The sequence below is a fragment of the Dyella terrae genome (assembly GCF_004322705.1).
Taxonomy (GTDB): Bacteria; Pseudomonadota; Gammaproteobacteria; order Xanthomonadales; family Rhodanobacteraceae; genus Dyella_D; species Dyella_D terrae.
In genome coordinates, this window is record NZ_SIZZ01000001.1 from 2,336,072 (window position 1) to 2,362,066 (window position 25,995).

Annotated in this window: 28 protein-coding genes; 8 read left to right on the top strand and 20 right to left on the bottom strand. The window is 60.3% G+C overall.

Translation table 11 applies throughout. The features are described 5' to 3' along the window. Positions 1-58 precede the first annotated feature (58 nt). Both EYV96_RS10560 and EYV96_RS10565 read right to left on the bottom strand, forming a co-directional pair. Positions 59-415 carry a DUF1428 domain-containing protein gene (locus tag EYV96_RS10560; protein WP_131151369.1) on the bottom strand — a complete coding sequence of 119 codons (357 nt, stop codon included), beginning with the start codon at positions 413-415 and terminating at the stop codon, positions 59-61. A gap of 223 nt (positions 416-638) precedes the next feature. Beyond that, complete coding sequence (locus tag EYV96_RS10565) at positions 639-1,520, bottom strand: LysR family transcriptional regulator (RefSeq protein WP_240732408.1); 882 nt, start codon at positions 1,518-1,520, stop codon at positions 639-641. A gap of 121 nt (positions 1,521-1,641) precedes the next feature. Here EYV96_RS10565 and EYV96_RS10570 point away from each other — a divergent pair, with 121 nt between their 5' ends. Both EYV96_RS10570 and EYV96_RS10575 read left to right on the top strand, forming a co-directional pair. Then, complete coding sequence (locus EYV96_RS10570) at positions 1,642-2,631, top strand: zinc-dependent alcohol dehydrogenase family protein (RefSeq protein ID WP_131151371.1); 990 nt, start codon at positions 1,642-1,644, stop codon at positions 2,629-2,631. Positions 2,632-2,852: 221 nt separating this feature from the next. Beyond that, a complete protein-coding gene (locus tag EYV96_RS10575) occupies positions 2,853-4,907 on the top strand; it encodes a tetratricopeptide repeat protein (protein ID WP_131151372.1) in 2,055 nt (684 codons plus the stop codon). Positions 4,908-5,144: 237 nt separating this feature from the next. Here EYV96_RS10575 and EYV96_RS10580 read toward each other — a convergent pair whose 3' ends face one another. Next, positions 5,145-5,633 carry a hypothetical protein gene (locus EYV96_RS10580; RefSeq protein ID WP_131151373.1) on the bottom strand — a complete coding sequence of 163 codons (489 nt, stop codon included), beginning with the start codon at positions 5,631-5,633 and terminating at the stop codon, positions 5,145-5,147. A gap of 145 nt (positions 5,634-5,778) precedes the next feature. Then, the gene (locus EYV96_RS10585; protein ID WP_131151374.1) at positions 5,779-6,120 is read right to left on the bottom strand and encodes a hypothetical protein; all 342 of its coding nucleotides are present in this window, start codon (positions 6,118-6,120) and stop codon (positions 5,779-5,781) included. A gap of 269 nt (positions 6,121-6,389) precedes the next feature. On the opposite strand from EYV96_RS10585, the gene EYV96_RS10590 reads away from it, so the two are divergent. Continuing rightward, the gene (locus EYV96_RS10590; protein WP_131151375.1) at positions 6,390-7,151 is read left to right on the top strand and encodes a hypothetical protein; all 762 of its coding nucleotides are present in this window, start codon (positions 6,390-6,392) and stop codon (positions 7,149-7,151) included. 206 nt (positions 7,152-7,357) lie between these two features. On the opposite strand, the gene EYV96_RS10595 is transcribed toward EYV96_RS10590, so the two are convergent. The 4 genes from EYV96_RS10595 to EYV96_RS10610 form a co-directional block, all read right to left on the bottom strand. Next, positions 7,358-7,837, bottom strand: a complete 480-nt coding sequence (locus EYV96_RS10595; RefSeq protein WP_131151376.1) for a hypothetical protein — start codon at positions 7,835-7,837, stop codon at positions 7,358-7,360. A 97-nt stretch (positions 7,838-7,934) separates the two neighbouring features. Next, positions 7,935-8,360, bottom strand: coding sequence for a hypothetical protein (locus EYV96_RS10600; protein ID WP_131151377.1), 426 nt, complete (start codon positions 8,358-8,360; stop codon positions 7,935-7,937). A 287-nt stretch (positions 8,361-8,647) separates the two neighbouring features. Beyond that, positions 8,648-9,388 (bottom strand): hypothetical protein, encoded by a 741-nt coding sequence (locus EYV96_RS10605; protein WP_131151378.1) that lies wholly within the window; start codon positions 9,386-9,388, stop codon positions 8,648-8,650. A 339-nt stretch (positions 9,389-9,727) separates the two neighbouring features. Continuing rightward, positions 9,728-10,645, bottom strand: coding sequence for a LysR family transcriptional regulator (locus tag EYV96_RS10610; RefSeq protein WP_131151379.1), 918 nt, complete (start codon positions 10,643-10,645; stop codon positions 9,728-9,730). Positions 10,646-10,769: 124 nt separating this feature from the next. On the opposite strand from EYV96_RS10610, the gene EYV96_RS10615 reads away from it, so the two are divergent. After that, positions 10,770-11,192: a carboxymuconolactone decarboxylase family protein gene (locus EYV96_RS10615; protein ID WP_131151380.1), complete on the top strand. Its 423-nt coding sequence runs from the start codon at positions 10,770-10,772 to the stop codon at positions 11,190-11,192. A gap of 189 nt (positions 11,193-11,381) precedes the next feature. On the opposite strand, the gene EYV96_RS10620 is transcribed toward EYV96_RS10615, so the two are convergent. Continuing rightward, positions 11,382-11,876, bottom strand: coding sequence for a GNAT family N-acetyltransferase (locus EYV96_RS10620; RefSeq protein WP_131151381.1), 495 nt, complete (start codon positions 11,874-11,876; stop codon positions 11,382-11,384). A gap of 447 nt (positions 11,877-12,323) precedes the next feature. Here EYV96_RS10620 and EYV96_RS10625 point away from each other — a divergent pair, with 447 nt between their 5' ends. Then, complete coding sequence (locus EYV96_RS10625) at positions 12,324-13,391, top strand: serine hydrolase domain-containing protein (protein ID WP_240732409.1); 1,068 nt, start codon at positions 12,324-12,326, stop codon at positions 13,389-13,391. A 102-nt stretch (positions 13,392-13,493) separates the two neighbouring features. On the opposite strand, the gene EYV96_RS10630 is transcribed toward EYV96_RS10625, so the two are convergent. The 5 genes from EYV96_RS10630 to EYV96_RS10650 form a co-directional block, all read right to left on the bottom strand. After that, entirely contained in the window at positions 13,494-13,883 is a 390-nt protein-coding gene (locus EYV96_RS10630) for a hypothetical protein (protein WP_131151383.1), read from the bottom strand. A 120-nt stretch (positions 13,884-14,003) separates the two neighbouring features. Continuing rightward, on the bottom strand, positions 14,004-14,354 hold the full coding sequence (locus tag EYV96_RS10635) for a hypothetical protein (RefSeq protein WP_131151384.1): 351 nt from the start codon (positions 14,352-14,354) through the stop codon (positions 14,004-14,006). A gap of 124 nt (positions 14,355-14,478) precedes the next feature. Next, positions 14,479-14,874 (bottom strand): hypothetical protein, encoded by a 396-nt coding sequence (locus EYV96_RS10640; RefSeq protein ID WP_131151385.1) that lies wholly within the window; start codon positions 14,872-14,874, stop codon positions 14,479-14,481. 97 nt (positions 14,875-14,971) lie between these two features. After that, positions 14,972-15,544 carry a hypothetical protein gene (locus tag EYV96_RS10645; RefSeq protein ID WP_131151386.1) on the bottom strand — a complete coding sequence of 191 codons (573 nt, stop codon included), beginning with the start codon at positions 15,542-15,544 and terminating at the stop codon, positions 14,972-14,974. Positions 15,545-15,740: 196 nt separating this feature from the next. Continuing rightward, complete coding sequence (locus tag EYV96_RS10650) at positions 15,741-16,148, bottom strand: hypothetical protein (RefSeq protein ID WP_131151387.1); 408 nt, start codon at positions 16,146-16,148, stop codon at positions 15,741-15,743. Between the two features lie 91 nt (positions 16,149-16,239). Between EYV96_RS10650 and EYV96_RS10655 the strand changes: the two genes are divergently transcribed. The 3 genes from EYV96_RS10655 to EYV96_RS10665 all read left to right on the top strand — a co-directional run bounded on the left by EYV96_RS10655 (position 16,240) and on the right by EYV96_RS10665 (position 18,139). Then, positions 16,240-16,638 carry a hypothetical protein gene (locus EYV96_RS10655; RefSeq protein ID WP_131151388.1) on the top strand — a complete coding sequence of 133 codons (399 nt, stop codon included), beginning with the start codon at positions 16,240-16,242 and terminating at the stop codon, positions 16,636-16,638. 134 nt (positions 16,639-16,772) lie between these two features. After that, on the top strand, positions 16,773-17,252 hold the full coding sequence (locus EYV96_RS10660) for a MarR family winged helix-turn-helix transcriptional regulator (protein WP_131151389.1): 480 nt from the start codon (positions 16,773-16,775) through the stop codon (positions 17,250-17,252). Positions 17,253-17,269: 17 nt separating this feature from the next. Beyond that, complete coding sequence (locus tag EYV96_RS10665) at positions 17,270-18,139, top strand: CPBP family intramembrane glutamic endopeptidase (protein ID WP_165488655.1); 870 nt, start codon at positions 17,270-17,272, stop codon at positions 18,137-18,139. A 203-nt stretch (positions 18,140-18,342) separates the two neighbouring features. On the opposite strand, the gene EYV96_RS10670 is transcribed toward EYV96_RS10665, so the two are convergent. The 6 genes from EYV96_RS10670 to EYV96_RS10695 form a co-directional block, all read right to left on the bottom strand. Next, positions 18,343-19,968, bottom strand: a complete 1,626-nt coding sequence (locus tag EYV96_RS10670) for an ArnT family glycosyltransferase (protein ID WP_131151391.1) — start codon at positions 19,966-19,968, stop codon at positions 18,343-18,345. Between the two features lie 89 nt (positions 19,969-20,057). After that, positions 20,058-21,836: an ArnT family glycosyltransferase gene (locus EYV96_RS10675; RefSeq protein ID WP_131151392.1), complete on the bottom strand. Its 1,779-nt coding sequence runs from the start codon at positions 21,834-21,836 to the stop codon at positions 20,058-20,060. Further along, positions 21,836-22,966, bottom strand: a complete 1,131-nt coding sequence (locus EYV96_RS10680; RefSeq protein ID WP_131151393.1) for a glycosyltransferase family 9 protein — start codon at positions 22,964-22,966, stop codon at positions 21,836-21,838. The genes EYV96_RS10675 and EYV96_RS10680 overlap by 1 nt, the downstream gene beginning before the upstream one ends. A gap of 426 nt (positions 22,967-23,392) precedes the next feature. Further along, positions 23,393-23,974: a hypothetical protein gene (locus EYV96_RS10685; RefSeq protein ID WP_131151394.1), complete on the bottom strand. Its 582-nt coding sequence runs from the start codon at positions 23,972-23,974 to the stop codon at positions 23,393-23,395. Positions 23,975-24,712: 738 nt separating this feature from the next. Beyond that, positions 24,713-25,009 (bottom strand): hypothetical protein, encoded by a 297-nt coding sequence (locus EYV96_RS10690; protein WP_131151395.1) that lies wholly within the window; start codon positions 25,007-25,009, stop codon positions 24,713-24,715. Between the two features lie 232 nt (positions 25,010-25,241). Then, positions 25,242-25,985 (bottom strand): hypothetical protein, encoded by a 744-nt coding sequence (locus EYV96_RS10695; RefSeq protein ID WP_131151396.1) that lies wholly within the window; start codon positions 25,983-25,985, stop codon positions 25,242-25,244. Positions 25,986-25,995 lie beyond the last annotated feature (10 nt).

Sequence of the window (25,995 nt, forward strand, 5' to 3'; positions counted from 1 at the left end):
TGCGGGCCGGATGCCTGTCCCCGCCCCGGATCTTGCATGGAAAACCTGCCGGGCACGACTAACCCGGCAGACTGACCACCGCGTTGAATCCGCCAAAGATCATTCGCTTTCCATCGAACGGACAATCACTGGCGGCCTCCATGCGCGGGTCAGCCATGAACTTGGCCATGCCGGCATCACGCGTGGCCTTGTCCGGCCATTCCACCCAGGAAAACACCACCGACTCATCCTGCTGCGCCTGCACGGCGCGGCGAAAATCGGTGACCTTTCCGTCCGGCACATCGTCGCCCCAGCACTCCACCACCCGGATGGCGCCAAACTCCACGAACAGGGCGTCAAAGGTGCGCGCGTGGGCGATGAACTTCTCGCGGTTGGCGTTGGGTACGGCGATCACGAATCCATCGACATAGGACATGGTTGGCTCCTTGGCATGATGGGTGGCCGAAATGGCCCCCTTCACAAAGGCGACGAACGACCACTTCGAGATCGACACGGAGCTCCAAGATTCGGGTCCGTGTACACCAGGTGCAGCCTCTAGCTCGCCGTAGGCAAGCCTGCCATTCGGAGGATCGTATCGGCTGCCTGACGACAACGTGACAAACCAAAATCCTGAATGCAAACGAGCTGGTCCATCTCTTTCAGCCAGTCAAACTCGGCAACGCCTCAGCCAAAGCATCAACAGCAACTCGAATCTTCCGTGCAAGGTTGGGTGTCTGCAACCAGACCGCGTGAACGTCGTAAAGAAACTCCGGCTGCTTCGGCAGCACGTGAACAAGCGCGCCCGATTGAATGCGGTCGCGCACCAGCCAGGACGGCAGCCACGCCAGTCCCAGGCCCGCAACCGTGGCATCGGCAATGGCATCGAGATCGTCAAGCCGGAGGCGGGTTCGAGGCAACACTTCCTGTGGGAGCTGGCCGTCACGCGGAAACAGCCACGGACGAACGCGCCCCGATCGCCGGTAGACGACGGCGTTGTGCTGGGTCAGATCCTCGTACTGCCGTGGCTTGCCGTGCTTCCTCAAGTAAGAGGGTGACGCGCAGACCACCATGCGCTGACGCGCGACCCGACGCGCGACAAGGTCCGTCTTGCTTTCGAGGTCGCCCGTCCGGATGGCCAGATCGTATTCGTCCTCCGCGAGATCCGCGAAACGGTCGCTGAGCGACAGATCGAATTCAAGCGCAGGCCATTGCCGGGCAAGTTTCAGCAAGACCGGCACCACGCAGTGTCGACCGAAGTGGACGGGCATGGTGACGCGCAGCTTCCCGCGCGGCTCGGCCAGCTTGTCGGCCGCCAGCGCGTCCGACGCCTCCGCTTCGGCCAGAACGACCCGACAACGTTCGTAATAGGCACGTCCGATGTCCGTCAGGTGCTGGCGGCGCGTGGTACGGGTAAGGAGACGCACGCCAAGGCGCTCCTCAAGACATCGGACGTGTTTGCCCACCATCGGCCCGGACAGCTCAAGCGCGTCCGCGGCGGCGGCAAAAGAGCCCAGTTCAACGGCCCTGACGAAAACCGCCATGCTGGTAAGACGATCCATATTAGAAACTCCCAATTTCTAATGGGTTCCGCTTTTCGCCATTTATCCGCGCCCAGCGGATTTCTACAGTGTATTCAATTCAACGGCTTTCGAGTGAGGCGATATGGCACGCGTAGTCCGCTTTTACGAACACGGTGGCCCCGAGATGCTGCGCATCGAGCATGTGGATGTCCCGCCACCGTCGCGCGGGGAGGTACAGATTCGCGTCAAAGCACTGGGGTTGAATCGGGCCGAGGCCCTGCTGCGCGCGGGTGCGTATATCGAGAATCCGCCCCTGCCCTCGGGACTTGGACTGGAAGCGTCTGGCCGGGTGGAGGCCGTTGGCGACGACGTGAGTGGGTTCTCTCCAGGGGACGCCGTGAGCTTGATCCCGCCGGTCTCAATGGTCCGATGGCCCGCTTACGGAGAACTCATCAACTTCCCTGCGGAACTTGTCGTCGCACATCCGACGTCTCTGAGCTGGGAAGCGGCTGCGGGCGTGTGGATGGCCTACCTCACCGCTTACGGCGCCCTGATAGACATCGCCAGACTGGAGAGGAACGACTTCGTCGTCATCACGGCAGCCTCCAGCAGCGTGGGCCTTGCCGCCATTCAGATAGCCAACAAGATAGGCGCAACGCCGATTGCCGTCACAAGAACGTCGGCTAAAAGAGAGGCCCTGTTGGCTGCTGGTGCCTCACATGTCATAGCCCTCGCCGAAGAGGATCTGGCCGACCGACTCAGGGAGATCACATCGCATCGAGGTGTGCGCGTTGTCCTGGATCCCATCGGCGGGCCTATTTTCCAGACGCTGACGGCAGCCATGGCCCGCGGCGGCATTCTGATCGAATACGGTGGACTGAGCCCCGAGGCGACGCCCTTTCCATTATCCAGCGTGCTCGCAAAGACACTCACGCTACGCGGATACCTTGTTCATGAAATCCTCGTCGATCCGGTGCGGCTGGAAGAGGCCAGGACCTTCATTCTCGAGGGGCTCACATCCGGAACACTTCTACCGATCATCGCCAGAAGCTTTCCATTCGATCAGATCGTCGAGGCACATCGATTCCTGGAGTCCAATGAGCAGTTTGGAAAGATTGTGGTAACGATATGAAGCCCCGAGGTCGGCAAGGGATGCCGCTCGTCTTCCGGCTGCGCTACGCTTGAGCAAGCCATGGGCACCCTCGGGAGGGGGGCAAATGGCAGGGGACAACCACTCACTTCGCTAGTACCTGCCGCATCGCTCGCGGGCAGCCGAACTTCGTCGTTCGCCGATGCGGCGACTGGGGCACGCGTGCTGTTCAAGTCAACGCTTAACGGGGGAATGGATTCCACATGTCACTCAATCGTCCGACGCAGATTTTGGGTGGCCTTTTCATCGCCGCGTACAGCGTACTGACGATGGTGTGCGGTATCGCGATGTTTCTTGGCCCGCCCAACGGATTCGAACTTTCCTGGCTGATCACCGGCTTCGTTATTGAGGCAGGTGCACTTTGGACCTTCGTTAAGGGGGCGGATCTGCTGTTCGGCCGTGACCGACCCAAGGGACTCATTGGCCCCACGGCAATGAAGATCATTGTCTGTGCGTATGGGCTCATCTTGATCGCTGCCCTCGTCATGAGCTTCAGGTCAAGAAGCTGGCAGCTCAACGCCGGCTCGCTTGCCGCGTTGAGCTTGATGATCTGGGCTGCGCTTACTCTGGCCCGCCGCCGCGCACGGGGTGACACGAATCACGACGTTGCAAATGAAGATGATTCAATCGAATCGGCAAGCGATCGAGTCAGGTTCGACATGCTGCCTGCGGAATCACCATGCCTTGGTGACACCAGCGAAATGACGCGGCCCGGCCTACCTGCACGCACCATCTGGCTGACTACCATTCTCGTGGGGCTTGTCATTTCAGTGGGGGCTCGACTGATCATGCAGTCCCGCGCCGCCAATGTGGCGTCGGTGACTCAGAATGACTACACGGTCTTCATGGCGAATGCCATGAAGGCCGATGCCATAGAGGATCCGTTGCAGCGGTGCCTGGAATCGCCGGATCTCCCCCACGCGCACTGGAACCGGGAGACGACAGTCGCCCATTGCAGAATGCGCACATTCAAGACGCTTGAGCTTGCCGATATCGAAGCATTACTGCGAGACAAGAAGGCCGACGCAATCGATCGCGCCTTTGCCAGCTATCTCACGGCCCAGGAAAGCGAGGAAGGGCCAAAAGGGTTGATCGATATAGCGTTTCAAAATGCACGTCTTGGCAAGGCTGACGCACGCACCCGCAAGATCATAGACGAATGGAAACGACAGGCACCTGCCAGCGCGTTCGCACTGACCGCCAGCGGACTCCAATACGTTGACGCAGCCCATGAAGCGCGCGGTGGCGCATCTGGTTCGCGCGTGACGGAAGGCCAGTGGAACCGCATGCGTGAACAGATTCGGCTTGCAAATACCGATCTGCATCGCGCCGTTGAAATAGATCCACGGGTTACTTCGGCCTATCCACCGCTGATTTATGCATCCGCCATGGACGGCGATGGCGACGCGATGGAACACAACGCGAACCTGGCCCTGGATGTCGACCCTTCAAATCTTGTCATTCGCTCGCAACTGATGAACCAGTCGCAACCGATGTGGGGCAGCGCATTCGGTGGTGTGGAGAATCAACGCGACGAAAGCGCGGCGCTGGTGTCGCGTAATCCACTATTGCGAATGGTGACCCAGTTGCCGCTTGTCTACAAAGCGTTCTGTGACTGCAACTATCCAGACGCCTATACCCTGCAGCTCGTACTCGAAGCATCGGACGCTGACCTGGCGCCGGTTCAGCTGACCAAGCTCGCAAGCGTCATTTACGACTCCAACCGCCATCTTGCGATCATGTTGTACACCGAAGCCCTGCGCTTCGACCCGCGCAATGAAGAGATCTTACGCTGGCGATCGGAGGTAATGATCGATGCGGGTGATTCAAAAGGCGCGCTTGATGTGATGCTTACCATGGCAAGGCGCTTTCCTGCCGATAATCAGGTCGCTCGACAGTTGGCGGTAATCTACCGCCAGACCGGTCACATCAAGGAAGCGGAGGAAACGTTCCTTGCCATCGTTGCACGCGATCCCTACGACGTGCTGGCCCTGGGATTTCTTGGCGATCTCTATAACCACCAAGCCCATCAACCTGAGAAAGCAGCTGAAGTAGCACGTCGCCTAATCGAGCTTCACCCCGACCATCCAGCCGGTTACATCGTGCGGGCCTGCTATCTGATGAACGCGAACTCACCTGAACGTTATGAAGCAATTCACTACGTCCTTAACCGTTTTGGCGACGAGCCTCGCTGGGCAGGATCAGCGAAGGAATTGCGTGCGTACCTGGCCAAGCATCCAGAGCCAACCTCCGGATGATGCAGGCCATCGCGGTGCCGGCAATCGCGGGAGCCGCGGCCCAGCATGGCCTCGACGCCGAGTCTCATGATGACGAGCCTCAACAACGGGGCAACAACGGGGCCAGGCTTACTTCCCCAACAACGGGGCCAGCTTTACTTCCCGGGACTGGATGCGCCAGCAGTTCGGCGGCCGAAGATCGCCTCGACGCAGTATCGCCGGCGAACTACACCTGACCCCCTTACGGTCCTGACCTCCTTACGGTCCCGTCGACAGACGCCTTACGGTCCTGATGGCCTGCCCGGCATCTTTGACCAACGCCGAGTTACCGCAGTTGTCGACGAAATCAGCCGGAAGGCGCTCCTTCCCGGCCATTTCGCGCGTGTCGACATGGCGGACAAACAGGAGATAGCTTGCTCCGATGTCCATATCGAACCGGGCGGACGTATTTTCTGACACCAGGCGGATCGTTGGTTGCGCTTTCCCTTTGAACGTCTCAAGGACCCGGATGGTATAGACGGTCCACTCGACGCCTTCCGGATCGTCCGGCGTGGCGATATGGCGTGCACTCAGGACCCGCCCGGTCAACACATAGGGCGCGTCTTTGAATTCAGTCGCAACCGTTGGGTCGCGATAGACCGCCGTCGCCCCCTCACCGGATTCCCAGCACGTGGCGTGGCCCGCCGACGACAGGGTGGCCAGGGCCAGCCAAAGGCTGAATCCGGCATATCGTTTCCATGGGCGCATCACCCCTCCATCGATCCATTGGCCCAACTTCGATTGATTCGTCTCGGCGGGGTGTCGGACGGACCCAACATCGCGACCGGCTCAACGGTGAAGCGTATCTCTTCTGAGGTACCTGCATGAACCATGGAGGCGAAACGCTGCTCCGCTATGGACCCCGGACCGCGTCAATCCTCATCTGGATATGAGCCACCAGATGGAGCGCTTCTGCGACCTCGGCAGCATGGCTCGTGTCGGCTCGTTCCAGATGCGACCGCAGCAGGACAAGATGGCTGGCAAGATCGGAAAGCCATCGTTTTTCCGACGCTTTCCATGCGGTCCGCGGCGGCGCCAATTCAGCCAGCGGCTCCAGTTGACTTGCCAACTTCGCGAACCCGTTTACCAATACCGTCTCAACCGCGTTGGCGCCGGCCAGGCTTTCCAGCCTTTGCTTCAGTGCAGACACATCTTGATGCATGTCGCCCATGTCGATGCCTCGATCGGATGCCATGAAGGTTGTCCGGAACGTGCTGGGGTCCGGGCTTCAGTCCCGGTACGCAACACCCCGTGTTCAACAGGGCGCTGAGTCGGGGCTCAAAGCTACTCCAGCTGCGCTGCGTGGGCCATACCGCTCGCCGACACCCGTCAGGGACCCCTGCCTCTGCCGTGGATGTCGATTTCGGTGAGTCTCGTTCGTCATTTGAATAAGCGCCCGTGAGGCGCGTCCAGCATGCGCCCCGACCGGGGTCGCGTGAACGACTCAACCGGGAGGGCGTAACCATGCCCACGACGATCTGGGGAATGCGGGGCAGGACATCCACGGGCAAGCGACCAGCGCGTGTCGTACTCGCTTTGTTTGCCGTCATCGCCGCGGCGGCGAACGCGGCGGAAACCTATCCCCGCATGGCTCCGGTCGACGCCTACCTCATGGACCGCACCCAGGAGATCTCCCTGGCAAGAAGTGCCGCGCCAGCGTCCATTTCAAACGATGCGACCATCCTCGTGCTGACGCGCACCGGCTATGAAACCGCCGCAACGGGCACCAACGGCTTTGTCTGCTGGGTGGCGCGGGGCTTCAGCGGCGCGCCCGACTGGCCGGAGCGATGGAACCCGAAGATACGCGCCGCCGGATGTGACAACCCGCAGGCCGCGCGCACGGTCACCGAAATCGCCAAGCTTCGCACGGCAATGACGCTGGCCGGCAAATCAGACACGGACATCGCCCATCGCATCCAGGCAGCCATGCGCAGCAAGGACATTCCGCCGCTGCAGCCGGGCGCGATGTGCTACATGATGTCCAAGTCCGCGTATCTGACGGCGGACGGCGAGCACGACATGGCGCACGTGATGTTCTACGTGCCGTTCAAGGATGGCGCCAACTGGGGCGCCAACGCGACGGGCTCGCCCATCTTCGGCGGCAATTATTGGTATTTTTCGCCCGAACATCAGGCTGACGCGGCTGCGTTTCCGCCACTGTCCGTCTTCCTGGTCGGAGTCGCCACGTGGTCAGATGGCACGCCTGCAGGAATGCCGCCGATGTAAGTCAAGGCGACCGTGCGGGGCAGATCGAAGACAGCATGGACGGCTCCGGCAGGGGCCCCAAACGACTCCGCATCGCCCTTGAGATGAGCCGCATTGAACAAGCCACTCGCGCGCGCGCGAGTCGTTGAAATGCCACTCTGCAACCTGCTGTTGCTGCCTGGGACGGCGGCCGCGACTCATGTGGTGGCCCATGCATCCACCCCTGGCTAGGCCAACCATAACGTCAGGAGTACTAACACGAGGCCCACGCTGAAAACATAAGTGACGACTTTGATGAGTGCGCGCTGCGACGAAGCATAAGCCACCCCGGGACATGTGCTGTCCTCCTGGTCCATGGCACGACGCGCAGCCGGGATGCGATAGGCGAGAAAGTTGGCTCCAATCATCGAGCACAGAAGTGAACTCACGAAGATGGGAAAGACAACGAGCGCCATCAGGGGTCCGCGCAGATGACTGAACGTTGAAACATGCAACGGATGAAACGCGTCAAAGGCCATCGCGGCGAGCTTTAGCCATACGCTCATGAGCGTGACACACAAGGGGATGGCAAAGAGCGGAAGAAGAAGAAGATTCCAGGCGCTCTTTCGTCGAGACGATCGACGCTGGGCATGGGCAAGCCACTCTCCGGACCTCAACTCCGAAGAAACCATCGCAAGCTGGTCGACCGGCTTATCCGCCTTCTTCATGGATCACCGCTGCCATCGAAACGTGTATGGAATGGTTATGGCCAGCCGACTCCAAAGCCCGACTGGAGTCGCCTGCGCATCCTGGATGGATCTGATGCTAAGGGTCCAGCGAATTCCGACAGAATGCCGCAAAGTCTTGCAGCTCTTTGATCGACATGACCTTGCCACCCTGAGGGTCAAACGCAACGCCGCCAAAGTTCGTCACGAGCACCTCAGCAGAGAGACTGGCCGCGACGCATTCGTTGGCATGGGCACCGAATGACAGCTGATAGGCAACGCCGAAATTCCCTCCAGCGATGGCTGCCGCGGGATAGTCTGCGGCGACCTCCTTCGGGTCATTTCTGAAGAGGTAGAAACCGGACGTCTGGCCATTCACGATCATGGGAAGAAAGCCAGAATCCCTGGCCAGGTTCGCGGGAACGGCAAAATGCATCTCAGGGTGCCTTGCCCCCAGGGCAAGTTGCCAGGCGTCGAAATTTGGGGCGCGATCCAGCGCCAGGAAAACTATGATATCGATCGACATCGCCCCTCTCCCGTGCAAGACCCTGATGGAGAACTGCTTACTGACAGGACCGCTTTGGCTTGAGTCGGCCCAGCGTGCACCGCCGCGAACGCACGCCTCTAAGGCTTGCCAGTTCTGACTACCGCCCGCCAAATCGACCAGAAAGCGACTGCGGTAGCGGCCCCAAAAACCCCGTGGAACTTAGTGTGCGCAGGTACAGGTTGGCACGAGCGGCGCAATGAGCGTTGCACCGAAGATCGCGACGGTTCCACGCATTTGCCTCTCCGACGGCGTCGTACGTTCGATGCCTAGAATTTACGATCGCTGTCGGTCCGATTGCATGTGCCACTGAACTTCGTCAAACCCTCCAGGGCAATGTGCCCGGCCCGGCGATCGATCGTCAGCTTTGGGTGGTTCAATCCGTTGATCCTGAATTCGCCGCGGATGAAGTCGCCGGAGACCGAGAGGTTGGTCAGGGTGAACCAGCCGGCATCGTCACCGGCATGGATCGCCGGCACCATGTCCTTGGCGAGCCGAACTCGCCCCTGATCCCCGTCGATCGCTACCGCCATCGACGTATCGAACTCCTGCTGGGTGACCTCCATGCCACTGCGAGGCACGTACTTGTGCTTATCGTCGTCCCACTCGTAGCCGGATTTTGACTGGCTGGTTTGGTGTTGCCCCTTGCCATAGCAAATCAATGACAAGTGGTCGGCATGGCCCCCGGCATCGGCCGGACCGTCACTTTGTGATCGCGGGCCATTTTGGCAATCCGTGGGCGGCGTTGCGAGGATGGATGCGTAGCGCCCGTCCTTGGTGGTGACGGACAAACAGGTGCCGTGCCGCTCGTTCCACCAGTACGTCCACTTGCGACCATCCCCCTCACTACCACCCACGTTTACATACCCACGCGCCGTGAGCTGCGTTTCCCCGCCGGCAGCCCGGGCCCCCACCAGATCGCTGACATCTCCCGGGGCGGTCTGAGCTTCCGCCGCCACGGCAATCCACATGGCCGCGCCCACAAGGCCGCATGTGACGAGCTTTCGCATGGCCGCATCCACGTTTCGCATACCCATACTCCTGAATGAAATCTGCGCCTGACACTCGTCTCGGCGATCTGATGCCGACCATGGCTACTTTGCAACAACGGGGCCAGGCTTACTTCCCAATCAACGGGGCAATCAACGGGGCCAGCTTTACTTCCCAGGGCTGGATGCGCCAGCAGTTCGGCGGCCGAAGATCGCACTCGACGCAATATCGCCTGCGAACTACACCTGACCCCCTTACGGTCGACGCAATATCGCCGGCGAACTACACCCGACCCCCTTACGGTCAAGGAAGTAACCGTCTTCGGCTGATCCCTCTTTTGGTGCGGACTCCAGCTTGATCTACGGGACGTCTTTCAACGATGAAGCTCGATCGGACTCGCCAAAACGGGCCACCAGGAAATCGACGAAACTACGGATCTTCGGTGTCGGCTTTCGATCGGGAAAAGTAAGGACATGCATCGGCTTGGGGCGTACCAGGAATTTCGCGAGTAGCGGCACGAGCCGCCCAGCTCGAACGTCGTCGCCAAGCAGGATCTCGGGCTGCATGATGATGCCAAGCCCGCTCAGTGCAGCCATGCGCAAAGCCTCCCCGTTATTGGCCGTCAAAGCGAGCGTAACGGGAACGCGGATCGTGCCCTGGGGCCCACTCAACGTCCACTCGCTGGAAGCCACCGGGTGGGCGAAGCCCAAGCAACGATGGCTCGACAAGTCCGACGGTTTCTCCGGGTGGCCGTATCGGTCCAGATAGTCCGGCGCGGCACAGATCAGGGATCGGTAAGGCCTCAGAGACCTGGCGATCATGGAGGAGTCTTCCAGTTCGCCGATGCGTACAGCGACATCAATCGCCTCTTCCAGCATGTCGACCGGGCGATCGCTGACCACCAGATCAATGGATACCTCGGGGTTCTCGGCGATGTAATCACGGCAGGACGGTGCCAGCGCGTGCACGCTGAAGGAGACGGGCGAGGCCACCCTGAGCCGGCCCTGCGGTCGCGACTTGAGTTGGGCGGCGCAGGCGTCCGCATCGGAGACGTCGGCCAGGATCTGCTTGCAGCGCTCGTAATAGAGCCGCCCGATTTCAGTCGTGCTGTGCCTGCGCGTGGTGCGGTGGATCAGGCGCGCTCCCAGGCGCTCCTCCAGGGTACGCACATGGACGCCGGCCATGGCGGGCGAGATGCGGAAATCCTCGGCAGCGGCGGCGAAGCTTCCGCGCTCGACCACACGGACAAAGACGGCCATGTTCTCCAGTTTGTCCATGATTATTAAATGCCATTATCGGAAGAATGAAATATATCGCCATTTATCGATCGTGTATGCGGAATTAAGGTTTGACCCATGGCCGACCCGGTCATCGCAAACCACTTGATTAAGGAGATGTGCCTTGATTCCCAACCAGGAACTACGTCCACGCGGCATGGCCTATCTGGAGCAAGCGTTCGGTGGTGGTGCGGCGGATGCGCTGATCAGCGACATGGCCGACCTGTGCCCGGACTTCGCCGATATGTCGATCGAGTGGGCATTGGGCGGCGTGGCGTGTCGCCCGGGCCTCGACAAGGTGACGCGGGAACTGGTGGTCATCGCCTCCTGCGTCACGCTGGGGCATCCGGTGGTCCAGCTGCGCGCCCATACCCAGGCGGCACTGCAAGCGGGCGCAACGCGGGAGCAAATCATCGAGGCCATCCTGCAGTTGCTTTTCTACGCAGGCGGGGCGGCCGTGCGCAATGCGCTGGTGGCCGTGAAAGACATATTGAACGGGGCTATCGCTGCCGATGCGTTGGCGGGCCACGGGCAGACTGTCGGCTAAAGGTGGCTGCACCAGCGCTCGCGATTGGCGGGGTGGCCAACCCAAGGCATGGGTCGCGGGTCGCAACGTCGCGCTATCCGCGCGCCAGCGTCGACGGCAGGCACCTCCCGTGGCTCCGCGCTGGCGACCTTCACCTATCGCATGAAGTGAACCTGGCCCCGATTTGGGGTCACGGGTCTGTGCCAATGCTCAGCTGTCTGGCGATGCCAGGAACCGGAACATGACATAGGCATCCACCAGGCCCAGCTGTTGATGGCGAAAAGCCTTGGGCAAGTTTCCGACGATGGCGAATCCCAGTTTCTTGTACAGCTCCACCGCCGGTGCATTCGTACTCACCACGTAGTTGAACTGCATCGCCATATAGCCCGCGTCCTGCGCCTGGGCAAGGCTGTGCTGGACGAGCGCGCGCCCGATCCCCTGGCCCTGGGCTTCCGGGCTGACCAGATAGGTGGCGCTCGCCACGTGCGCACCGTGCCCGGGATAGTTGGCGCCAAATTTGTACATGCCCAGAATGTCCGTGCCCGAAACGGCAACGAATGGCGTGTGCGGCCCGAACCAGTGGGACCGGAAAGTCTCCCGGTCGAAGTCACCCGAGAATGGCAGGCCATCCCCTGCGGCAATCACTGCCTGGCAGATGCGCCACATGGCTTCGAGATCCGCATCCGTTGCTTGACGAATTTGCATGGGGCAGGCCAGACACCTTCAGGCTGAATACCCGGACACGTCGTCCGGCGATACGTCCCAAACGCGAGAGAAGATCCCGCGCCGTACACGGGTCCTACCAAAGCTTATCGTTGCTATATCGGGCTCACAACCGGGGAAATCGGGACGGACCGGTAACTCCAGAAGCAACGCAAAGGGACCGAAGCGCATCTGGCAACACAGTGACCAATGACCCATTCTGAAATCCATCCCAACAAGGCTAGCCTTTACCCTGATGGAATCACGGGATCATCCGGGTAAAGGGACGGCCCGCTCACTTGACCTTTCATCAAGACACTGCGCGATCCGCGCTGCCCTGCTCATCATGCAAAGGGACGCCAGTCCCGCGCGAGGATGTTGCTTGTTGCAGGGAAATGACGCCATGGACGCAACGGAAACCATTGAATCGAATCGGGCGATATGACGAGATTGGCTGCACTGCTGTTGTTCCTTCCGGTGTTCGCGCTTTCGCAAGCGGTGCACGCGGCCCCTTCCTCACAACAAGGCGTGCACGAGAAAAGGCTGGATGACTTTCTCAACGATGTCGAAGCCAACGATGGTGGCGTCGGCAGCGTGTCCATTTTCAAAGGCGGCCGCGAGGTTTATGCCAGAAGCTTCGGACAGAAAAACCTGCCTGACGTTGCCCATGATGAATACAGCAAGTATCAGATCGCGTCAGTCACCAAGATGGTCACGGCGATCCTCACGTTCAAGCTGGTTGAAGCCGGGCGATTGAGCCTGGATGACAAGCTATCGGACTTTTTCCCCGACATGCCATCCGCGCAAAAGATCACCATCAGGCACTTGCTGGAACATACAAGTGGCCTGAAGAACTTCGCGATCAAGGACGGCTCGGTTTGGGTCGTTGACGAAGTGAGCCAGGGGGACATCCTGGACGAGATCAAAAGCCAGGGAGTTGCATTCGAGCCCGGTGAGCGCGTCGCCTACTCCAACTCCGCCTACTTTCTGCTGAGGATGATCCTCGAGAAAAAATATGGGCGTGAGTACCATCAGATCGTCGCGCAGGAGATTGCAGAACCGCTGGGGCTTCAGAATTTTGCGTCAACAAAGTCGCATCCCTCCAATACCTTCAAGTCGTATACGTTCGCGGGGCATTGGGTGGAGATCAAGGACATCAATTACTCCAATGTGATCGGCGTTGGCGATATCGCAAGCACCACACGGGATCTGAATACGCTGATCGTCAGCCTGTTTCAGCACAAGATTCTGAACAAGGCAACGCTGGAGCAGATGAAGCCCATTCCGGGCCACGATGGCTGGGGCAGAGGATTGGCGGAGTTCCCGTACGGAGAGAATCGCTTCCTTGGTCACGGCGGAGACGTACTGGGCTCTCATTCGCGGGTCATCTATAACCCGAAGGATGGCGTGGCGATCGCGTACTCAACCAACGGTGAGCGCATCCCGACCAATGCGTTTCTGGAAACGGTGGTGGGTATCGTCTATGGCGGCGACTTCACGTTGCCGCAGATCAAGTAACTGCCAGCGGTTCGCACCAACGGGATCGGTCACGTCCGGTCCCGTTGGTTCATTCGCCTGCGGACTCCACCTCAACGGATGGGTCGGGCGACATTGAGTTGCCTAATTGATGATGATCGTGTGCATCTCAGCGACCATCTCTCCATCCCGAAACAGGCCGTAGAAGACGTCTCCTGCGGCCAATCCGCTGCTGCCCGTCGTGAGGCAAGTAACCTGACGAAGTTGATCGTTCGGCTTGAGATCCTTAATCATTGCCTGCCAGTCCGGCCTGTCTTCCGGATGCGGGACGCCCTGCAGCTCGACCGCGCGGAGCACCTCTTCCTGGGTTAGTGGCACCGATACCTCGCAATGAGGCACGCTAAATCGCTTGGCAGTGGATGACAGATCCAAACCCGACGAACGATCCCGCTTTGGAAAATCGCGCGAGTAAGCGCACGCGGTGCAGAGAAACGTGATCGTCAGTGCTATCAGGATGGAGCGAAGGGTCTTCATGAAGTGGCCACCAACATGGCTGCAAACACAGCCTCGGGTTTGACTGCTTCCTCGCGTATGCAGGCGAGCACCAAAAGAATCGTCCAAACGGCAAACGGGAATGCCAGTGGCGATGTCCCGTCACACCGACTGCGACAGTCCCGGCGCCACCCAAAGCACCAGCCGGGTGTATTCAAGCGGAACGGCGGGCACTGCTTCGGCATATCGTTCAATCCCCGGAAACTGCGTAGCCAGTTGCTCAATGACGCGCTTAAAGTTCGAATCAAACTCCGATATCTGGAGCATGCGTCTGTCATCCGATGTCAAGGTCAGCCAGATGCAGTCGTGCGTCCATGCGTCCGTATTGTTCGCCACCACCTGAGTCACGCGATCCAGTTCAATCCACCTGGACCAGAAAAGGCCCGCTCTCCTGACCAGTCTCGACGGAGAACCCTCGATGGCCAGACGCGTACCCCAGGACGTCCAGCTCATACGCTTATCCCCCGCAACGCCCTGACATGTTTGATATCCGCGAAAGCCGACGTTTCCAGACGGCGTGTCGCACACCCCTGCCCCGCCACGATGGTGCATGCCCGACACAGGTTGAAAGCGGACATCAAATGTCCTCTTGATGCATCTCCGGAGGCGTCGATTCCGCAGGGCCTCGCGCCATTAGCGCCACCTTGGCGCCCTTGAAGAAATAGAGACCCACGAGCAAAAGCAACGTCTGGAAGATCATGTATCCGGCGGAGTGTGAAAACTCGAAGCCACGCAGAAGCACCGCCAACCAAATCAGCACACCAGCGAGGATGCAGATCGCCGACCAGACTCTGACGACAAGATAGGCCCACGTCTTGCGCGCGTAGACTGACGCGATGATGACGACTTGTATGCCGATGGCTATGAGCGCTAGCCAGGCGCCACTCATCAGGGCCAGAAGGTTGACCACCAGAAGTATCCCAACGATCGTGTAGAGCGCTGGTATGTAGTGAGTTTCGTACTTTAGTTGCATGACCATCGCCCCCTGAGGTTGATCTCGTGTGTTCCGCGCTGAATCCCCATGGCTGCCCTGAAAAAGGAGCAACCGCCGAAAGCACTCGCCCTCAGGCTCAGCTGTGCGGTGGGTCGTAGTAGACAACGACGTAATAGAAGGTTTCGCCTCGCACGAGTGCGCTCCTGAAGCTGGCGAAGACCAATTTGTCGGACGGCTGCTTGAGCGGAGCCATCTGATCCTTGCCCGTGGTCGTTACGTTGACGCCACCTGCGACGCCTACCGCCTCGGGCGGAAGATCCTTGTCGGTGCCCGGCTCAACCTGCACGTTGGGGAGTTCCATAGCGCCGAAGTTCGCTTTCAGGGCGGCGTACGCCTCGCCCCAGACTTTGGCTCCCGCCTTGGCATCCTGGCCTTCATAGAGATAGATACCGATTCTCGCCAGCTTGCCGTCCCTGAAGAAGAACTGGACGTTCTGCCTGTGGCCATTGAACAGCCCGGCATAGGTTTCGAGATCCCCATTGCTGAAGGATTTGTAGGGACCGTAGTCCGTGAAGGCCATGACCTGTTCCCGCGTCATCTGGAAACGCCACGGCGGCAATCCTCCGGCGGGTGGCGCCTGCGCCGCTGACACCGTGGCACCCAGCGCGGCGATCACGCCCATGGTCCATCGCGCAAATGTCCGATACATATCCCTCTCCCTGTTTGCGTTGTTGGCCCGGGGTCGAGTGCGGTCAGTGACCGGTCGCCTCTGTGAGTGTGTGGAGATGTTCCTTCTCATGGCCCCCTGTCGGCTGTCGTCCGGGCCTGCTGGCCCCTGACGAAGAACCGTTCCAGTTTGCACTATGGGATGCGTCCGGGAAACTCAACGGCATCCCCGATACTTATCAGGGAGCGGCACACCCCCGCGCCTTGGCGCACTGGGTGCAAAGCACCTGCGGGTGCCTGCGGCCCTGCTCGGTCCGCATACAACCAACGTCACCGCATCGTTCGCATGTCACGCGGCTCTGTTCGGTCGCCTCGTGGATCCATCGATCGACTCTCGTCCAGTCTTCGATTCGACGGTCGCCCGGTACAAGCTCAATCCCAATACGCAAGGCACCGAGCTTCTGCTTGACCGTCGTCACGGACAGCCCCAGGTCGGCGTACGGCATGAGCCGCAGCGACAGGGCCTCGACGATGGCGCGCCAGCCGTCTTCGCACTCGAAGAGGGGCGCTCCCTCCCAGCGCGGTGCGAGGTGGCTGTAAAGGGCGGGATAGCTGGCTTGGAGCTGCCTTTCAATATCCGAATTCATACGGCTCCCGGCGGACCAAGACAGGATCAGAAGTGTTTAACACGTTATGGCCACGCGCTATGGAGAGAACCCCTTTTGACGCGAGGAAACCATGAACCATCCCATCGAACCATTACAGGCCGTTACATCGATGCTTTCTCAAGCTCTCGGCATGATCGCAGGACTGATTGGCCAGGATACGGGCCATGGGCGTCGTCCCTGGCCGGCAAGCTTCAGCGAGTGGGGCGAGGACGTGAGGCGTGTCCTTGCCCGGCGTCTGGCCAGCGGATCTGCCCTCATCCATACAAGTGACATCATCAAAGACCTCACGGGCGCCTTTGTATCCGAGCGAGACACACCAGCCCGTCGGTCGCGCAACGCCGCCTTTGGCAGGTGGCTAAGCGATCACCGGGTCGCACTCGGCCTTTCCCTCGACAAGCCCCGCGTGCGCGTGACTGATGCCACCGGACACGCGACGCGGGCCGCGAGGTGGTTCATCCATCCGATGTGAGGCCAAACGGCAAACCGGGGTCAGAGTGCACTTAAGTCGCCAGAACCGATGGGCGATTTGCCGTGCAGGCGGGGTCGATCAGGCATGCCATAAGTTTATATAAGCCCTTATGTAAATGAGATAGCATCTCAACCATGAAACAAGGACTCGGCACCCAGTTACGCCATCTGATCGAACTGCTCGATAGCGCGGTGGCCACCTCGTACGCGGAAGCCGGCCTCGACTATCGCCCGCGCTTTACCCCTGTGATCCGCGCCCTGGCGGCGAAGGAACCACGAACCATCGGGGACATCGCCACGGCGGCCGGCATCACCCAGCCGGCGGCAACGCAGACGGTTGCGTTGATGCTGAAAAAGGACCTGCTCAACAGTGTCTCGTCCGCCGCCGATGGGCGGCAGCGGCTGATTGGACTGTCCGACCGGGGACGCGCGCTGTTGCCGCAACTCCATCGCTGCTGGGCGGCGACGACGGCGGCCGCGGCGAGCCTGGATGCTGACCTGCCGTACCCGCTTTCGGAAGTACTGGCGCAGGCCATCGCCGCGCTGGAGCAACAACCGTTCGGCGCAAGGATTCGTGACGCGCGAGAGCGGACCCACAACAAGGAGCCCACATGAGTACCCAGCCGTACACCGTGACCGCATCGCTGCCGCTGCGCACTCGTATCCTGCGCTACCCGTTAACCCTGGCGATCCTGGGCATCCTCGCAACGATTGTGCCGATGTTCGTGACGCTGGGCCTCACTGAACTCGTTCCCAAAGCGCTGCGTGTCGGCTGGCCGATGTTGTTGGCGGCGGGCTTTGCGGTCGCCGGCTATCGACTGTACGTGACGCACCTGGAGCGCCGTCCTATATCGGAACTGGCCGTGGATGGCGCGGGTCGCGAACTGCTGCACGGCCTCGGCATCGGCGCACTGCTGGTGGTGGCGACGTCTTCCGTGCTGCTCGCCTGCGGCGCCTTTGCCGTGACCGGCACGGCCGATCCGATCGTTCTGTTGAAGCCACTGCCCGAGCAAGTGATGGTGGCCTGCTTCGAGGAAATCGTGTTCCGCGCCATCGTCTTCGGCCTGCTTCAGAAATCGTGGGGCACGAAGATCGCCCTGGTCGTTTCCACCGTGATCTTCGTGGCTTCGCATATGCCGAACGAAGGCTTCAGTGTGCTGGGAGCCTTGATGACCGCAGCGGCATCGCTGGCGCTGTCCGGCGCCTACCTGGCCACCAACCGCCTGTGGCTGCCGATCGGCATGCATTTCGCCTGGAATTTCTTGAACGACGCGGTCTTCGCGGTGCCCGTCTCTGGACATCCGGCGCGTGGCTGGGTGCAGATAACCACGAGCGGCCCCGAATGGCTTTCCGGAGGCGCTTACGGTGTCGAAGGCTCAGTCGTCACCGGCATCACGTGGACCATCGCAGCGGTCATGCTGCTCGTGATCGCACACCGCCGCGGTCATTGGATGACCAAGCGGATGGTTAGACCGGGAGATGAGGGTGCGCTCGCCCACTGAGCACACTCGGGAAGCTCAAGGTCGACCGGTGTTGTGATGGCCCCGTTCGAGATATCGGGCGTGGCTCAGGGGAATGCTGAAGACGTGAAGTGATACGGTGGAGCACGTCGACCCAATCGACGTGCTCCACCGCGGTCTTTCACTCGCTAAAGACCACGACACGACGTGCCGCGCGATCGCATTCAAACCAGTGAATCATCCAGTCACTGTTTCGCTTGCGCGTTTTCGAAAGCGCGTACAGGCAAGATAGCCAGCCAGATGCCACGGAACGGCTGGATATAAACCGCATCTTCCCGGTCCGAATCCGAAAGCCGCCGCGGGTACGTGATGATGAGTCCGTTCGGATGCGTATCAGCCCATCGCTTCACTTCATCCATGCCATGCAGCTGGGTGACAGGCTTCTGCAGGCGCCCGAGGAAGGTGTACTGCCCGTCATTGGATTCCAGGTTGGCGATCGGTTCGCCTGCGCTCTCTGCTTTGGCAATCATTTTCGCCACCGGCGTGAAGTCGTACGCGGGCCATAGCGTGAGCGAAAACATGCCATGGGCCGCGACGAGCGCGATGAGCCCCACCACGGCGATGCCCTGCACCTGCCCACGCCTGGACCGTGCCAACGGGATGGCAAGCAGAACAAACAGCATGCCGAACGCAACGCTGTAAGGCACCAGCATGGTGTACGTGTGATCGGTCACATAGCCACTACGCACGAGTGGACCCAAGGCGATCAACGTGACACCCACCGCGGCGCTGGCAAGAGCGACGGGCCATGGGCCCAGCCACGGCGAGTCAAACCGGTTCGCGGCGCGGTCAAGACCGTACGTGACCAGAAGCGCCAACCCACCAAGCTCGGGCAGCAGGTAATACGGCTGCTTGCCGCTCACGATCGAAAAGCCGATGAACGCGGGAACGATCCAGGCGGCCAGGAAGCGCACCCCCATGTCCCATGGGCGCCTTAGCGTGACCATGGACAGCCACATTCTCGGCCACAAGGCGAAAGGAAGCAGCAGCACCGGCACCAGCGGCAAGTACCACCAGAACGGTTGCGCGTGTGCAAAGGCATCAACCACGCGCCCAGCGGTTTGATGCACCACAAGCTTCTGACTGTAGGCCTCGCCCCCTGACGACGTTGCCAACAGCACCCAGGCGAGCAAGATCGACGATCCGGCGACCAGCGCACCCATGCCGCCGAGATACCAGCGGGTTTTATTGGCGCGAGCCCACTCGTTCCACCATGGCCCGAGCAGCAAAGGGGGCACGACGTGGAGAAACATCACCGGCCCTTTGCTCAGCAAGCCGAGGCCCACCGCCAGCGCGAACCAGGTCAACCGGGGCGACTGGCGCTTCGATGTGGGCACGAGGCAGAGGAACGCCAACAACACACCATCCGCGAGCAACACCTCGTACATCACCTGCAAGCCAAACAGGAACGCAAACGAGAATGCCGCGAGCATCCATGGCGCCGCGTGCGCCAGCGCTGGCCGCTCCGGAAACAGGCGCCTGGCCAAATGATGGACGAGTAAAAGTTGAACGGCCCCAAGGGCGACTTCAAGGAGACGCGGCCATACATCCCCCACTCCGCCCACGGCCCAACCCAGGTGAATCAGCCACAGCAACAACGGCGGCTTGTCGCTATACGGGATGCCGTTGAGATAGGGAACGAGGAAGCTGTCCCGAATCCACATCTCCCACGCGACGGATAAGGTGCGCGTCGAGTACATCGGCATCGGGCCGTGCTGAAAGATGGCGACGAGTGCAGCGAGCAACCAGCACCATAGCCAGGGCGCAGCCTGAACGTACTTGATGGGATTGCGGAGAACGACCGACGTCATGGGGCGTTCTGGATCAGTCGTAGTCACGTGATGCGGGTATCGGTCGGGTGATGGGAGGACAGGTTTCACGGTGGTGGGATTGGCAACATCTATGGCAAGCGATCGATGTCGCCCCATGACTCAGCACGCCCCGTCGGCACCTCACCGCCGTGACACTCGGGACGCACCGCGTCCAGACGAAACAGCCGCCAGTGGCGGCCACTGGTCACCCCGACATCCGTCGTCATGTCCTCGCGCACACAGGGCGACATCACCGCCGCCTGGACAAGTACCCACCGATCTTGCGGCGCCTGCTCCAGCCAACGAATGGCATCAGCGAGTTGCTCATGCCACGGCGTGACAAATCCAAAATCGGTCAGCTGTCGGTCAAACCCGAGTGGAATCTCTTCTTTCCATGCCACTAACGCCAGGCTATCGGGACCCACGACCTGCTCAACGCGATCGACCAGTCGTGCAGGCGAGCTGGCACGAGCGAGCACGGGCGCCATGACCACTCCCCACGCGATCCACATGCCGCCCAGACCGACCAATACGGCCAGGCCCGCGTTGCGCAGCCGGAGTATCGCCGCACACCCCGCCAGCCACGCGCCGACGACAGTCAGACTCCACCAGATGACGCGCGCCTGTGACGGTTCCAACTGACGCGCCGTGACAAATCGGTTGATCCACGCAGAGGGGTGAATCAGGCCCTGCGTTCCGATCGTCAAAGTCACGGACGCGAGCGCCAGAAGGAACCCAATGGCAACCCATTGCGCCCCTTTCCGTTCAAGGATCCCGGCCAGCCATGGCCCGCTGCAAAGCGCAAACATGGGCAGCGCGGGCATGATGTACACGTCGCGCTTGGCGCGAGTCAAACTGAAGAACAGGATGACGATCACGACCCAGGCCAGGGGCAACAGCAAGCGCGCGTCCTTGCCCTTCAACGCCGTTCGCCATGCAGGGACCAGCCATGGCAGTGCCAGTGCGGGCGGCAGCCACGAAGTAGCTATCACTTCCAGGTAAAACCAGGGCGGCTGAAAGCTATTCCACGGGTGCACGTACCGATGGAATGTCTGATTGAAAAGAATGTCGTCCAGGTACGCTTGCGCAGCGGGTGACCGGTGCGTATTGAGGTAGAGCGCAAGGGGCACCAGCCAAAGCGCCATCGCCGCGAAAAACGCGACGATGCCTCCGGCCCACGCCTTGGCGCCGTCGCCGGTCGGAGCAAGCCCGTTCCAGCGAAGCCGCCTGGCGAACCACCATGGCACGAGTATCAAAAAGGGCAGAAAGCCAACCCCTTTGGTGATCACCGCCAAACCTGCGGCAAAGCACCCTGCCCATAGAGCCAGTCGGCTGGGGCCAAGCACGAGGTGCCGCAACAAGCCAGCATTGGCAGCAGTGATCAGGAACGTCACCGTGGGATCTATCTGGCCGCGCTTGGCCTGAAAGACAAACTGCACCGTGCAAAGGAGTGCAAGCGCGGCCATCAGCCCCGCGCGATGACCCCACCACCGCCGCCCCAGGTCATAGACAAGCCACAGCGTGCCGAGCGATGCGAGTAATGAGGGGAGCAGGAAAGCAATCTCCCAGTCTCCCGTCACCTTGAAGGATGCCGCTTGCAGCGCCATGAACAGCGGCGGCTTGTCAGAGTACCAATCGGTTCCTCGATGAGGAATGAGCCAGTTGCCCGACGCCACCATCTGGTGTGCGACAAGTGCAAAGCGGGGTTCGTCGGATGGGGTCGGCGTACGCATGCCGATGCCCGCCGCCAACAGCACCACGGCAGCGAGCATGAGCAGCCATCGTTCAAGTAGCTCGTAGGGACCCTTCGCCTTTGCGGGCGCTTGCGCGCCGATGGCCGCCTGCTCCCATGAGACGCGCCGCACCATCAAATAGAAAGTCCAAGCTGGTCGAAATGGCTTTGCCGATGCGCGCCAGCGCCGAGCTCGTTGGACGGTGCGTCGCGCCGGCTTCCGCCTTGTCTTGGGCTACCCAGAATCGAGGCAAACGAAAGCACCACCTGTGACGCGGCATCCTGCGGTGAGCGTCCCGTTGTTAGCAGTGAACAGCAGCCGGACCCGTACGGTGCGTAGACCGAAGCGTCCGTCACACTGAACAAGCCCACGGTCGGCACCTTCGATGCCACGGCCAGATGCATCACGCCACAGTCGGCTGAGATCATCAGGTCGACGTTCGCCATGACCGCGCCCATCCGGCGTATGTCGGATGAGTAGTAGCCCCCGCACGTCTCGCCCAGCATCGAATGACCATGCGCCGGAATCAGCTCGACGATGCTTGAGGCAGCGCAATTGCTCTTGAAGCTCTGAATGAACTGCGCCCACCACTCCGACGAATAGCGCTTCGCGCCCGTTGCGTTCGCAAATATGCCGACGACAGGATGATCTGCCGCGCGCTCACCCTCATCGAGGACTTGTCGTAATGCGGCCAAACCCTGTACCCGCTCTTCGCTCGACAGGCGGATGTCGAGTGAAGGATACGATGCCGATGCCTGCACCTGGCCTGTGTGTTCCGTGCAGGCCCAGCGAACCAGATGGATGGCCCTGCGAGCCATGTGCTTGCCCGCAACATCCGTTGGCACGGCGTGCGTCAGGCCTGACCCACGGCGGTCATCACTAAAACCAAGCGTGAACCGACCACGCATATGCAGCGTCATGGCGCGACTGAAGCCGGAGCCGAGACACGGATCAATAATCAGGTCGTAGTACGTTTGCCGCACGCTGTGCAGCAGCGAAAGAAACGCTACGGGATGCTTGAATCCACGCCTGGGAAGGCAGAACACGTTCTTGATGCTGAAGAAATGGGAGAACACTTCTTCGGCGATGTCGCCTTCCGCAAGAACATCAATCTCCGCGCCGGGATAGAGCTGCTCCAGCTCCTGAATAAGCGGCGTAAGCAAGATGGTGTTGCCCAACCGATGATTAGGTCGGCAAACAAGGATTCTGTAGATGCCGCGGCGCGGCAAAGGCTGCGGTAAAGCATGAGCCGTGGTTTTTTTCACGAAGCACCGATATCAGGCATCTGTCACAAGTGACCATCGCTTCATGCGGTGTACCAGCATGACCCCTGGCTTGGCTGTGTCCTTCAGTCACTTAAGTATTTCCTGAGGCTCCTTTCGGAATACTTATGGGGCGCCTTTCGTTTGGCTGACGGCAATCTGTCGGCTGATTGTTGTGCATCAAGCAGTGCGGAGCGAAGCGCATTGCACGTTGTCACTCAGCATGAGTGTGGCTTGAACCTGGCGGTTCTCGGATAGCTCGGCTCAGAGCGACGATAAGCCTTCAACGCGAGTTCGAAAATTCCTTCGATTGGCAGAGTCATGTTTGTGCGTTGCCCTTTGGCTAAGGCTGGCAAGCGTTCTGCCGAAGAAGTGCACTCTGATCCTGTGACTGCCTGAACCCGACCCAGCAATGCGGCGGACCCGCCGTCACGCTCCCCGATCGTCCGCCAAGAGCACGTTCCTCAACCACTCATAAGTCCAGCGTGACAGAAAGGTCCCGTCGACAAGATCGATACCCAGACCACTCGCCCGCCCCATAGACACCCGGATCACCTCGGGCAGGTAAACGTCGCCCATGGGCCGGACGACGAATTGCCTCGCGTCGTCGGTGTAGCGGATCAGCCTGAACTGGGTTGAGGGGAAGGTGCGGAAGTGGGGTCTTACCAGTTGTCGCAGGTACATGCCGCGCAGGCACAGGAGACGACCGTCGTCGCATTCGATGACGTAGGTGGGACACGCGATGCCGTCCTCTTCGATGGACAGGGCGCGTTTGGAGTGGACGACTTGTGTGGGCAGCCTGTCAGGCGTCCAGGAGGTAATGGCAGAGCAGAGGGAGCGTCTTTCCATCGCGTTTAGTGCCTCACACCAAAGCATGAGGCCGACGACGACCATGGCGGAGATGGTGAGCAGAACGGCGGGGATCAGGATGTCCCAGATCGGGTCCTGCCAGAGGGTGGCGAGGTTGTCCGTCAAGTCGGTGCGGATGGTGGGTCGGGACGACGGCGTCATGCGCCGCCCCTGGCGTGGTGCGAGCGAGCGCCCTGCTCTTTAAGAAGTGCCTTCCGATTGTTTTGGATATCTCTTAGTTGCTGCGTTGGTTCGCAATGAGGATTGCGAAGCGCATGGCACACGAACGCGCCGACGTGCATATGCATGGGTTACCTCTCCCTCAAGCGCGCGACACGCCATGCACGCACGACGTGCCGCGCAACATCGTTCAAACCATGAAGGCTCACCGGCCTGCCCGAGACCGGGCACCGGAAGGCTTGGTTGTCGAGTGGGAACGGCCGACCGCCGTCAGTCCTCCGCTAATAGGACTGACTTGCTCGAATTCGCTCGTAACGACCCGCGCGCGGCGAGCAGCCGCAGGTCGTCAACCGCGTCTGCGGAGAGTGCTGACGTCCCGGGGATCGGTGAGAGGGTCGCTCAGTGAACGCGACGCGTAGGGGAATGCCGTAGAATTCGGCTTAGCCATCTTCAATACCATCCGTATTGGTGGTGGTCAGCGGGCCTTGTGGTGTTACAGCACCCTTGGCCCGCGCTTCCATCGCTTCATGTGTTTGGGCGATGTGCTGCGTGTCGACGTTTGAACGGTGATGACACGCAGCGGGAGGGACACTAACAAAAGTTGGGGATGAGTGTCTTTAGGGAATGGCTTGGTGGGCGTTGCGAAAATGCCTTGTTTTGCTGGTCATTCGCGAATGTGCAACGCAACTGTTGAGCTGGCTTTTGCAAGAGAAAAATCCCTCAGGCCATCCATTTGATTGCCAGTCCAAGTGCGCCTGCGCATACATAGGCTGCCGCGAACACTAGAAGCCCTTTCAGGGCGAGTCGTCGCGACTGGCGTCCAGCATCACTGAGCAGCGCCGGGCGCAGTATGGCGTTCATGGGATTCCAGAGCGTGGCGCGGGAATAGGCGACGCCTCGCTGTTCGAACTGGAAAGTCATTCGGATTGAGAAGAAGAGCGCCCAGATGAGTGCTCCCGCGCCTACGATGCATAGGGCGGCAAATGTTGTCACCAGGGTGTATCCAAGAGTTGTCATGACTCCTCCTTGGCCTGCTCTCGCCCCATGCGTGCAACGGGCGCCTCAACCAACGCTGACTCAATCTACGCTGCATTCGGGGTCTGCAATTGCTGGGAGAGCACGTTCAGACTATTTGTACAAAGGCGGCCCGTCGAACGGCTGAGACCTATGGATCGACTTCCCACTTCGCCAGGCATGTCGCCAACTGGAAAAGCACGCCCTGGCCCCAGACCGAAATGCGAACGATCGCTTAGTGAAGTGCCTGCAGGGATTGGTCAATGATGGCGCCACGATACAAGCCATATAGCGACTTGATCTCCTCGAAAGAGGCCTGGCTGATATTGTCGGAGCGCAGGTCGTTCTCAGCTTTTGCCTCAGCTTTGCCAACCGCACCAATGGCCTCATCGAACTGCCTGCGCCTGCACAATAAAGCAGCCGCGGAAAGCAATGGCCGAGGCCCAACTGGACCACCGCTACCGCGCCTTCCCGGAAAATTCTCGAGATTAAGCAGCGTGGAAATCAACCCCTCTTCGGTGCCCACCATCTCAAGAAAGGCCAAACCTTGACGGTCAAAATAGTAAAAGACGTCATCCATGGTATTGAGGGCGTTCGCCACAGGCACATCCCTCCATCGAAGCATGGAATCGGTGAATGACGGAAGCGCCGGCGGCCAGATCGCCGTTAGCCATTGAAGGGGGACGACCACGTTCCCTACGTATGCCTTTTCGTCACCAGGATGAAACTTGGTACGAACACCCGCGTTTGACTCAAATTCAAACTGCCAGCGAGAGTCCACGCCGAGATGCACGGACAAACTCAGCAAGCCTTTCTCTGCGTCCCGTCTGCTGATGGAAAACATGACGAAGAAGTCATATCCAGAAAAGATCTCTTTTTGCCAAAGAGCCATTTCAGGTTCATTTGGATCAATCGGAAGCGCAAGGAATCCACGAGCCGATAGCATCCGATCAGCCTTCTCTTTTACCTCAAGGAACATCCCATGAAAT

Excerpts from the sequence above, each read along its gene's own strand:
- EYV96_RS10560 (WP_131151369.1), bottom strand. The coding sequence starts at position 415 with ATGTCCTATGTCGATGGATTCGTGATCGCCGTACCCAACGCCAACCGC.
- EYV96_RS10565 (WP_240732408.1), bottom strand. The coding sequence starts at position 1,520 with ATGGCGGTTTTCGTCAGGGCCGTTGAACTGGGCTCTTTTGCCGCCGCC.
- EYV96_RS10570 (WP_131151371.1), top strand. The coding sequence starts at position 1,642 with ATGGCACGCGTAGTCCGCTTTTACGAACACGGTGGCCCCGAGATGCTG.
- EYV96_RS10575 (WP_131151372.1), top strand. The coding sequence starts at position 2,853 with ATGTCACTCAATCGTCCGACGCAGATTTTGGGTGGCCTTTTCATCGCC.
- EYV96_RS10580 (WP_131151373.1), bottom strand. The coding sequence starts at position 5,633 with ATGCGCCCATGGAAACGATATGCCGGATTCAGCCTTTGGCTGGCCCTG.
- EYV96_RS10585 (WP_131151374.1), bottom strand. The coding sequence starts at position 6,120 with ATGGCATCCGATCGAGGCATCGACATGGGCGACATGCATCAAGATGTG.
- EYV96_RS10590 (WP_131151375.1), top strand. The coding sequence starts at position 6,390 with ATGCCCACGACGATCTGGGGAATGCGGGGCAGGACATCCACGGGCAAG.
- EYV96_RS10595 (WP_131151376.1), bottom strand. The coding sequence starts at position 7,837 with ATGAAGAAGGCGGATAAGCCGGTCGACCAGCTTGCGATGGTTTCTTCG.
- EYV96_RS10600 (WP_131151377.1), bottom strand. The coding sequence starts at position 8,360 with ATGTCGATCGATATCATAGTTTTCCTGGCGCTGGATCGCGCCCCAAAT.
- EYV96_RS10605 (WP_131151378.1), bottom strand. The coding sequence starts at position 9,388 with ATGCGAAAGCTCGTCACATGCGGCCTTGTGGGCGCGGCCATGTGGATT.
- EYV96_RS10610 (WP_131151379.1), bottom strand. The coding sequence starts at position 10,645 with ATGGACAAACTGGAGAACATGGCCGTCTTTGTCCGTGTGGTCGAGCGC.
- EYV96_RS10620 (WP_131151381.1), bottom strand. The coding sequence starts at position 11,876 with ATGCAAATTCGTCAAGCAACGGATGCGGATCTCGAAGCCATGTGGCGC.
- EYV96_RS10630 (WP_131151383.1), bottom strand. The coding sequence starts at position 13,883 with ATGAAGACCCTTCGCTCCATCCTGATAGCACTGACGATCACGTTTCTC.
- EYV96_RS10635 (WP_131151384.1), bottom strand. The coding sequence starts at position 14,354 with ATGAGCTGGACGTCCTGGGGTACGCGTCTGGCCATCGAGGGTTCTCCG.
- EYV96_RS10640 (WP_131151385.1), bottom strand. The coding sequence starts at position 14,874 with ATGCAACTAAAGTACGAAACTCACTACATACCAGCGCTCTACACGATC.
- EYV96_RS10645 (WP_131151386.1), bottom strand. The coding sequence starts at position 15,544 with ATGTATCGGACATTTGCGCGATGGACCATGGGCGTGATCGCCGCGCTG.
- EYV96_RS10650 (WP_131151387.1), bottom strand. The coding sequence starts at position 16,148 with ATGAATTCGGATATTGAAAGGCAGCTCCAAGCCAGCTATCCCGCCCTT.
- EYV96_RS10655 (WP_131151388.1), top strand. The coding sequence starts at position 16,240 with ATGAACCATCCCATCGAACCATTACAGGCCGTTACATCGATGCTTTCT.
- EYV96_RS10660 (WP_131151389.1), top strand. The coding sequence starts at position 16,773 with ATGAAACAAGGACTCGGCACCCAGTTACGCCATCTGATCGAACTGCTC.
- EYV96_RS10670 (WP_131151391.1), bottom strand. The coding sequence starts at position 19,968 with ATGACGTCGGTCGTTCTCCGCAATCCCATCAAGTACGTTCAGGCTGCG.
- EYV96_RS10675 (WP_131151392.1), bottom strand. The coding sequence starts at position 21,836 with ATGGTGCGGCGCGTCTCATGGGAGCAGGCGGCCATCGGCGCGCAAGCG.
- EYV96_RS10685 (WP_131151394.1), bottom strand. The coding sequence starts at position 23,974 with ATGACGCCGTCGTCCCGACCCACCATCCGCACCGACTTGACGGACAAC.
- EYV96_RS10690 (WP_131151395.1), bottom strand. The coding sequence starts at position 25,009 with ATGACAACTCTTGGATACACCCTGGTGACAACATTTGCCGCCCTATGC.
- EYV96_RS10695 (WP_131151396.1), bottom strand. The coding sequence starts at position 25,985 with ATGTTCCTTGAGGTAAAAGAGAAGGCTGATCGGATGCTATCGGCTCGT.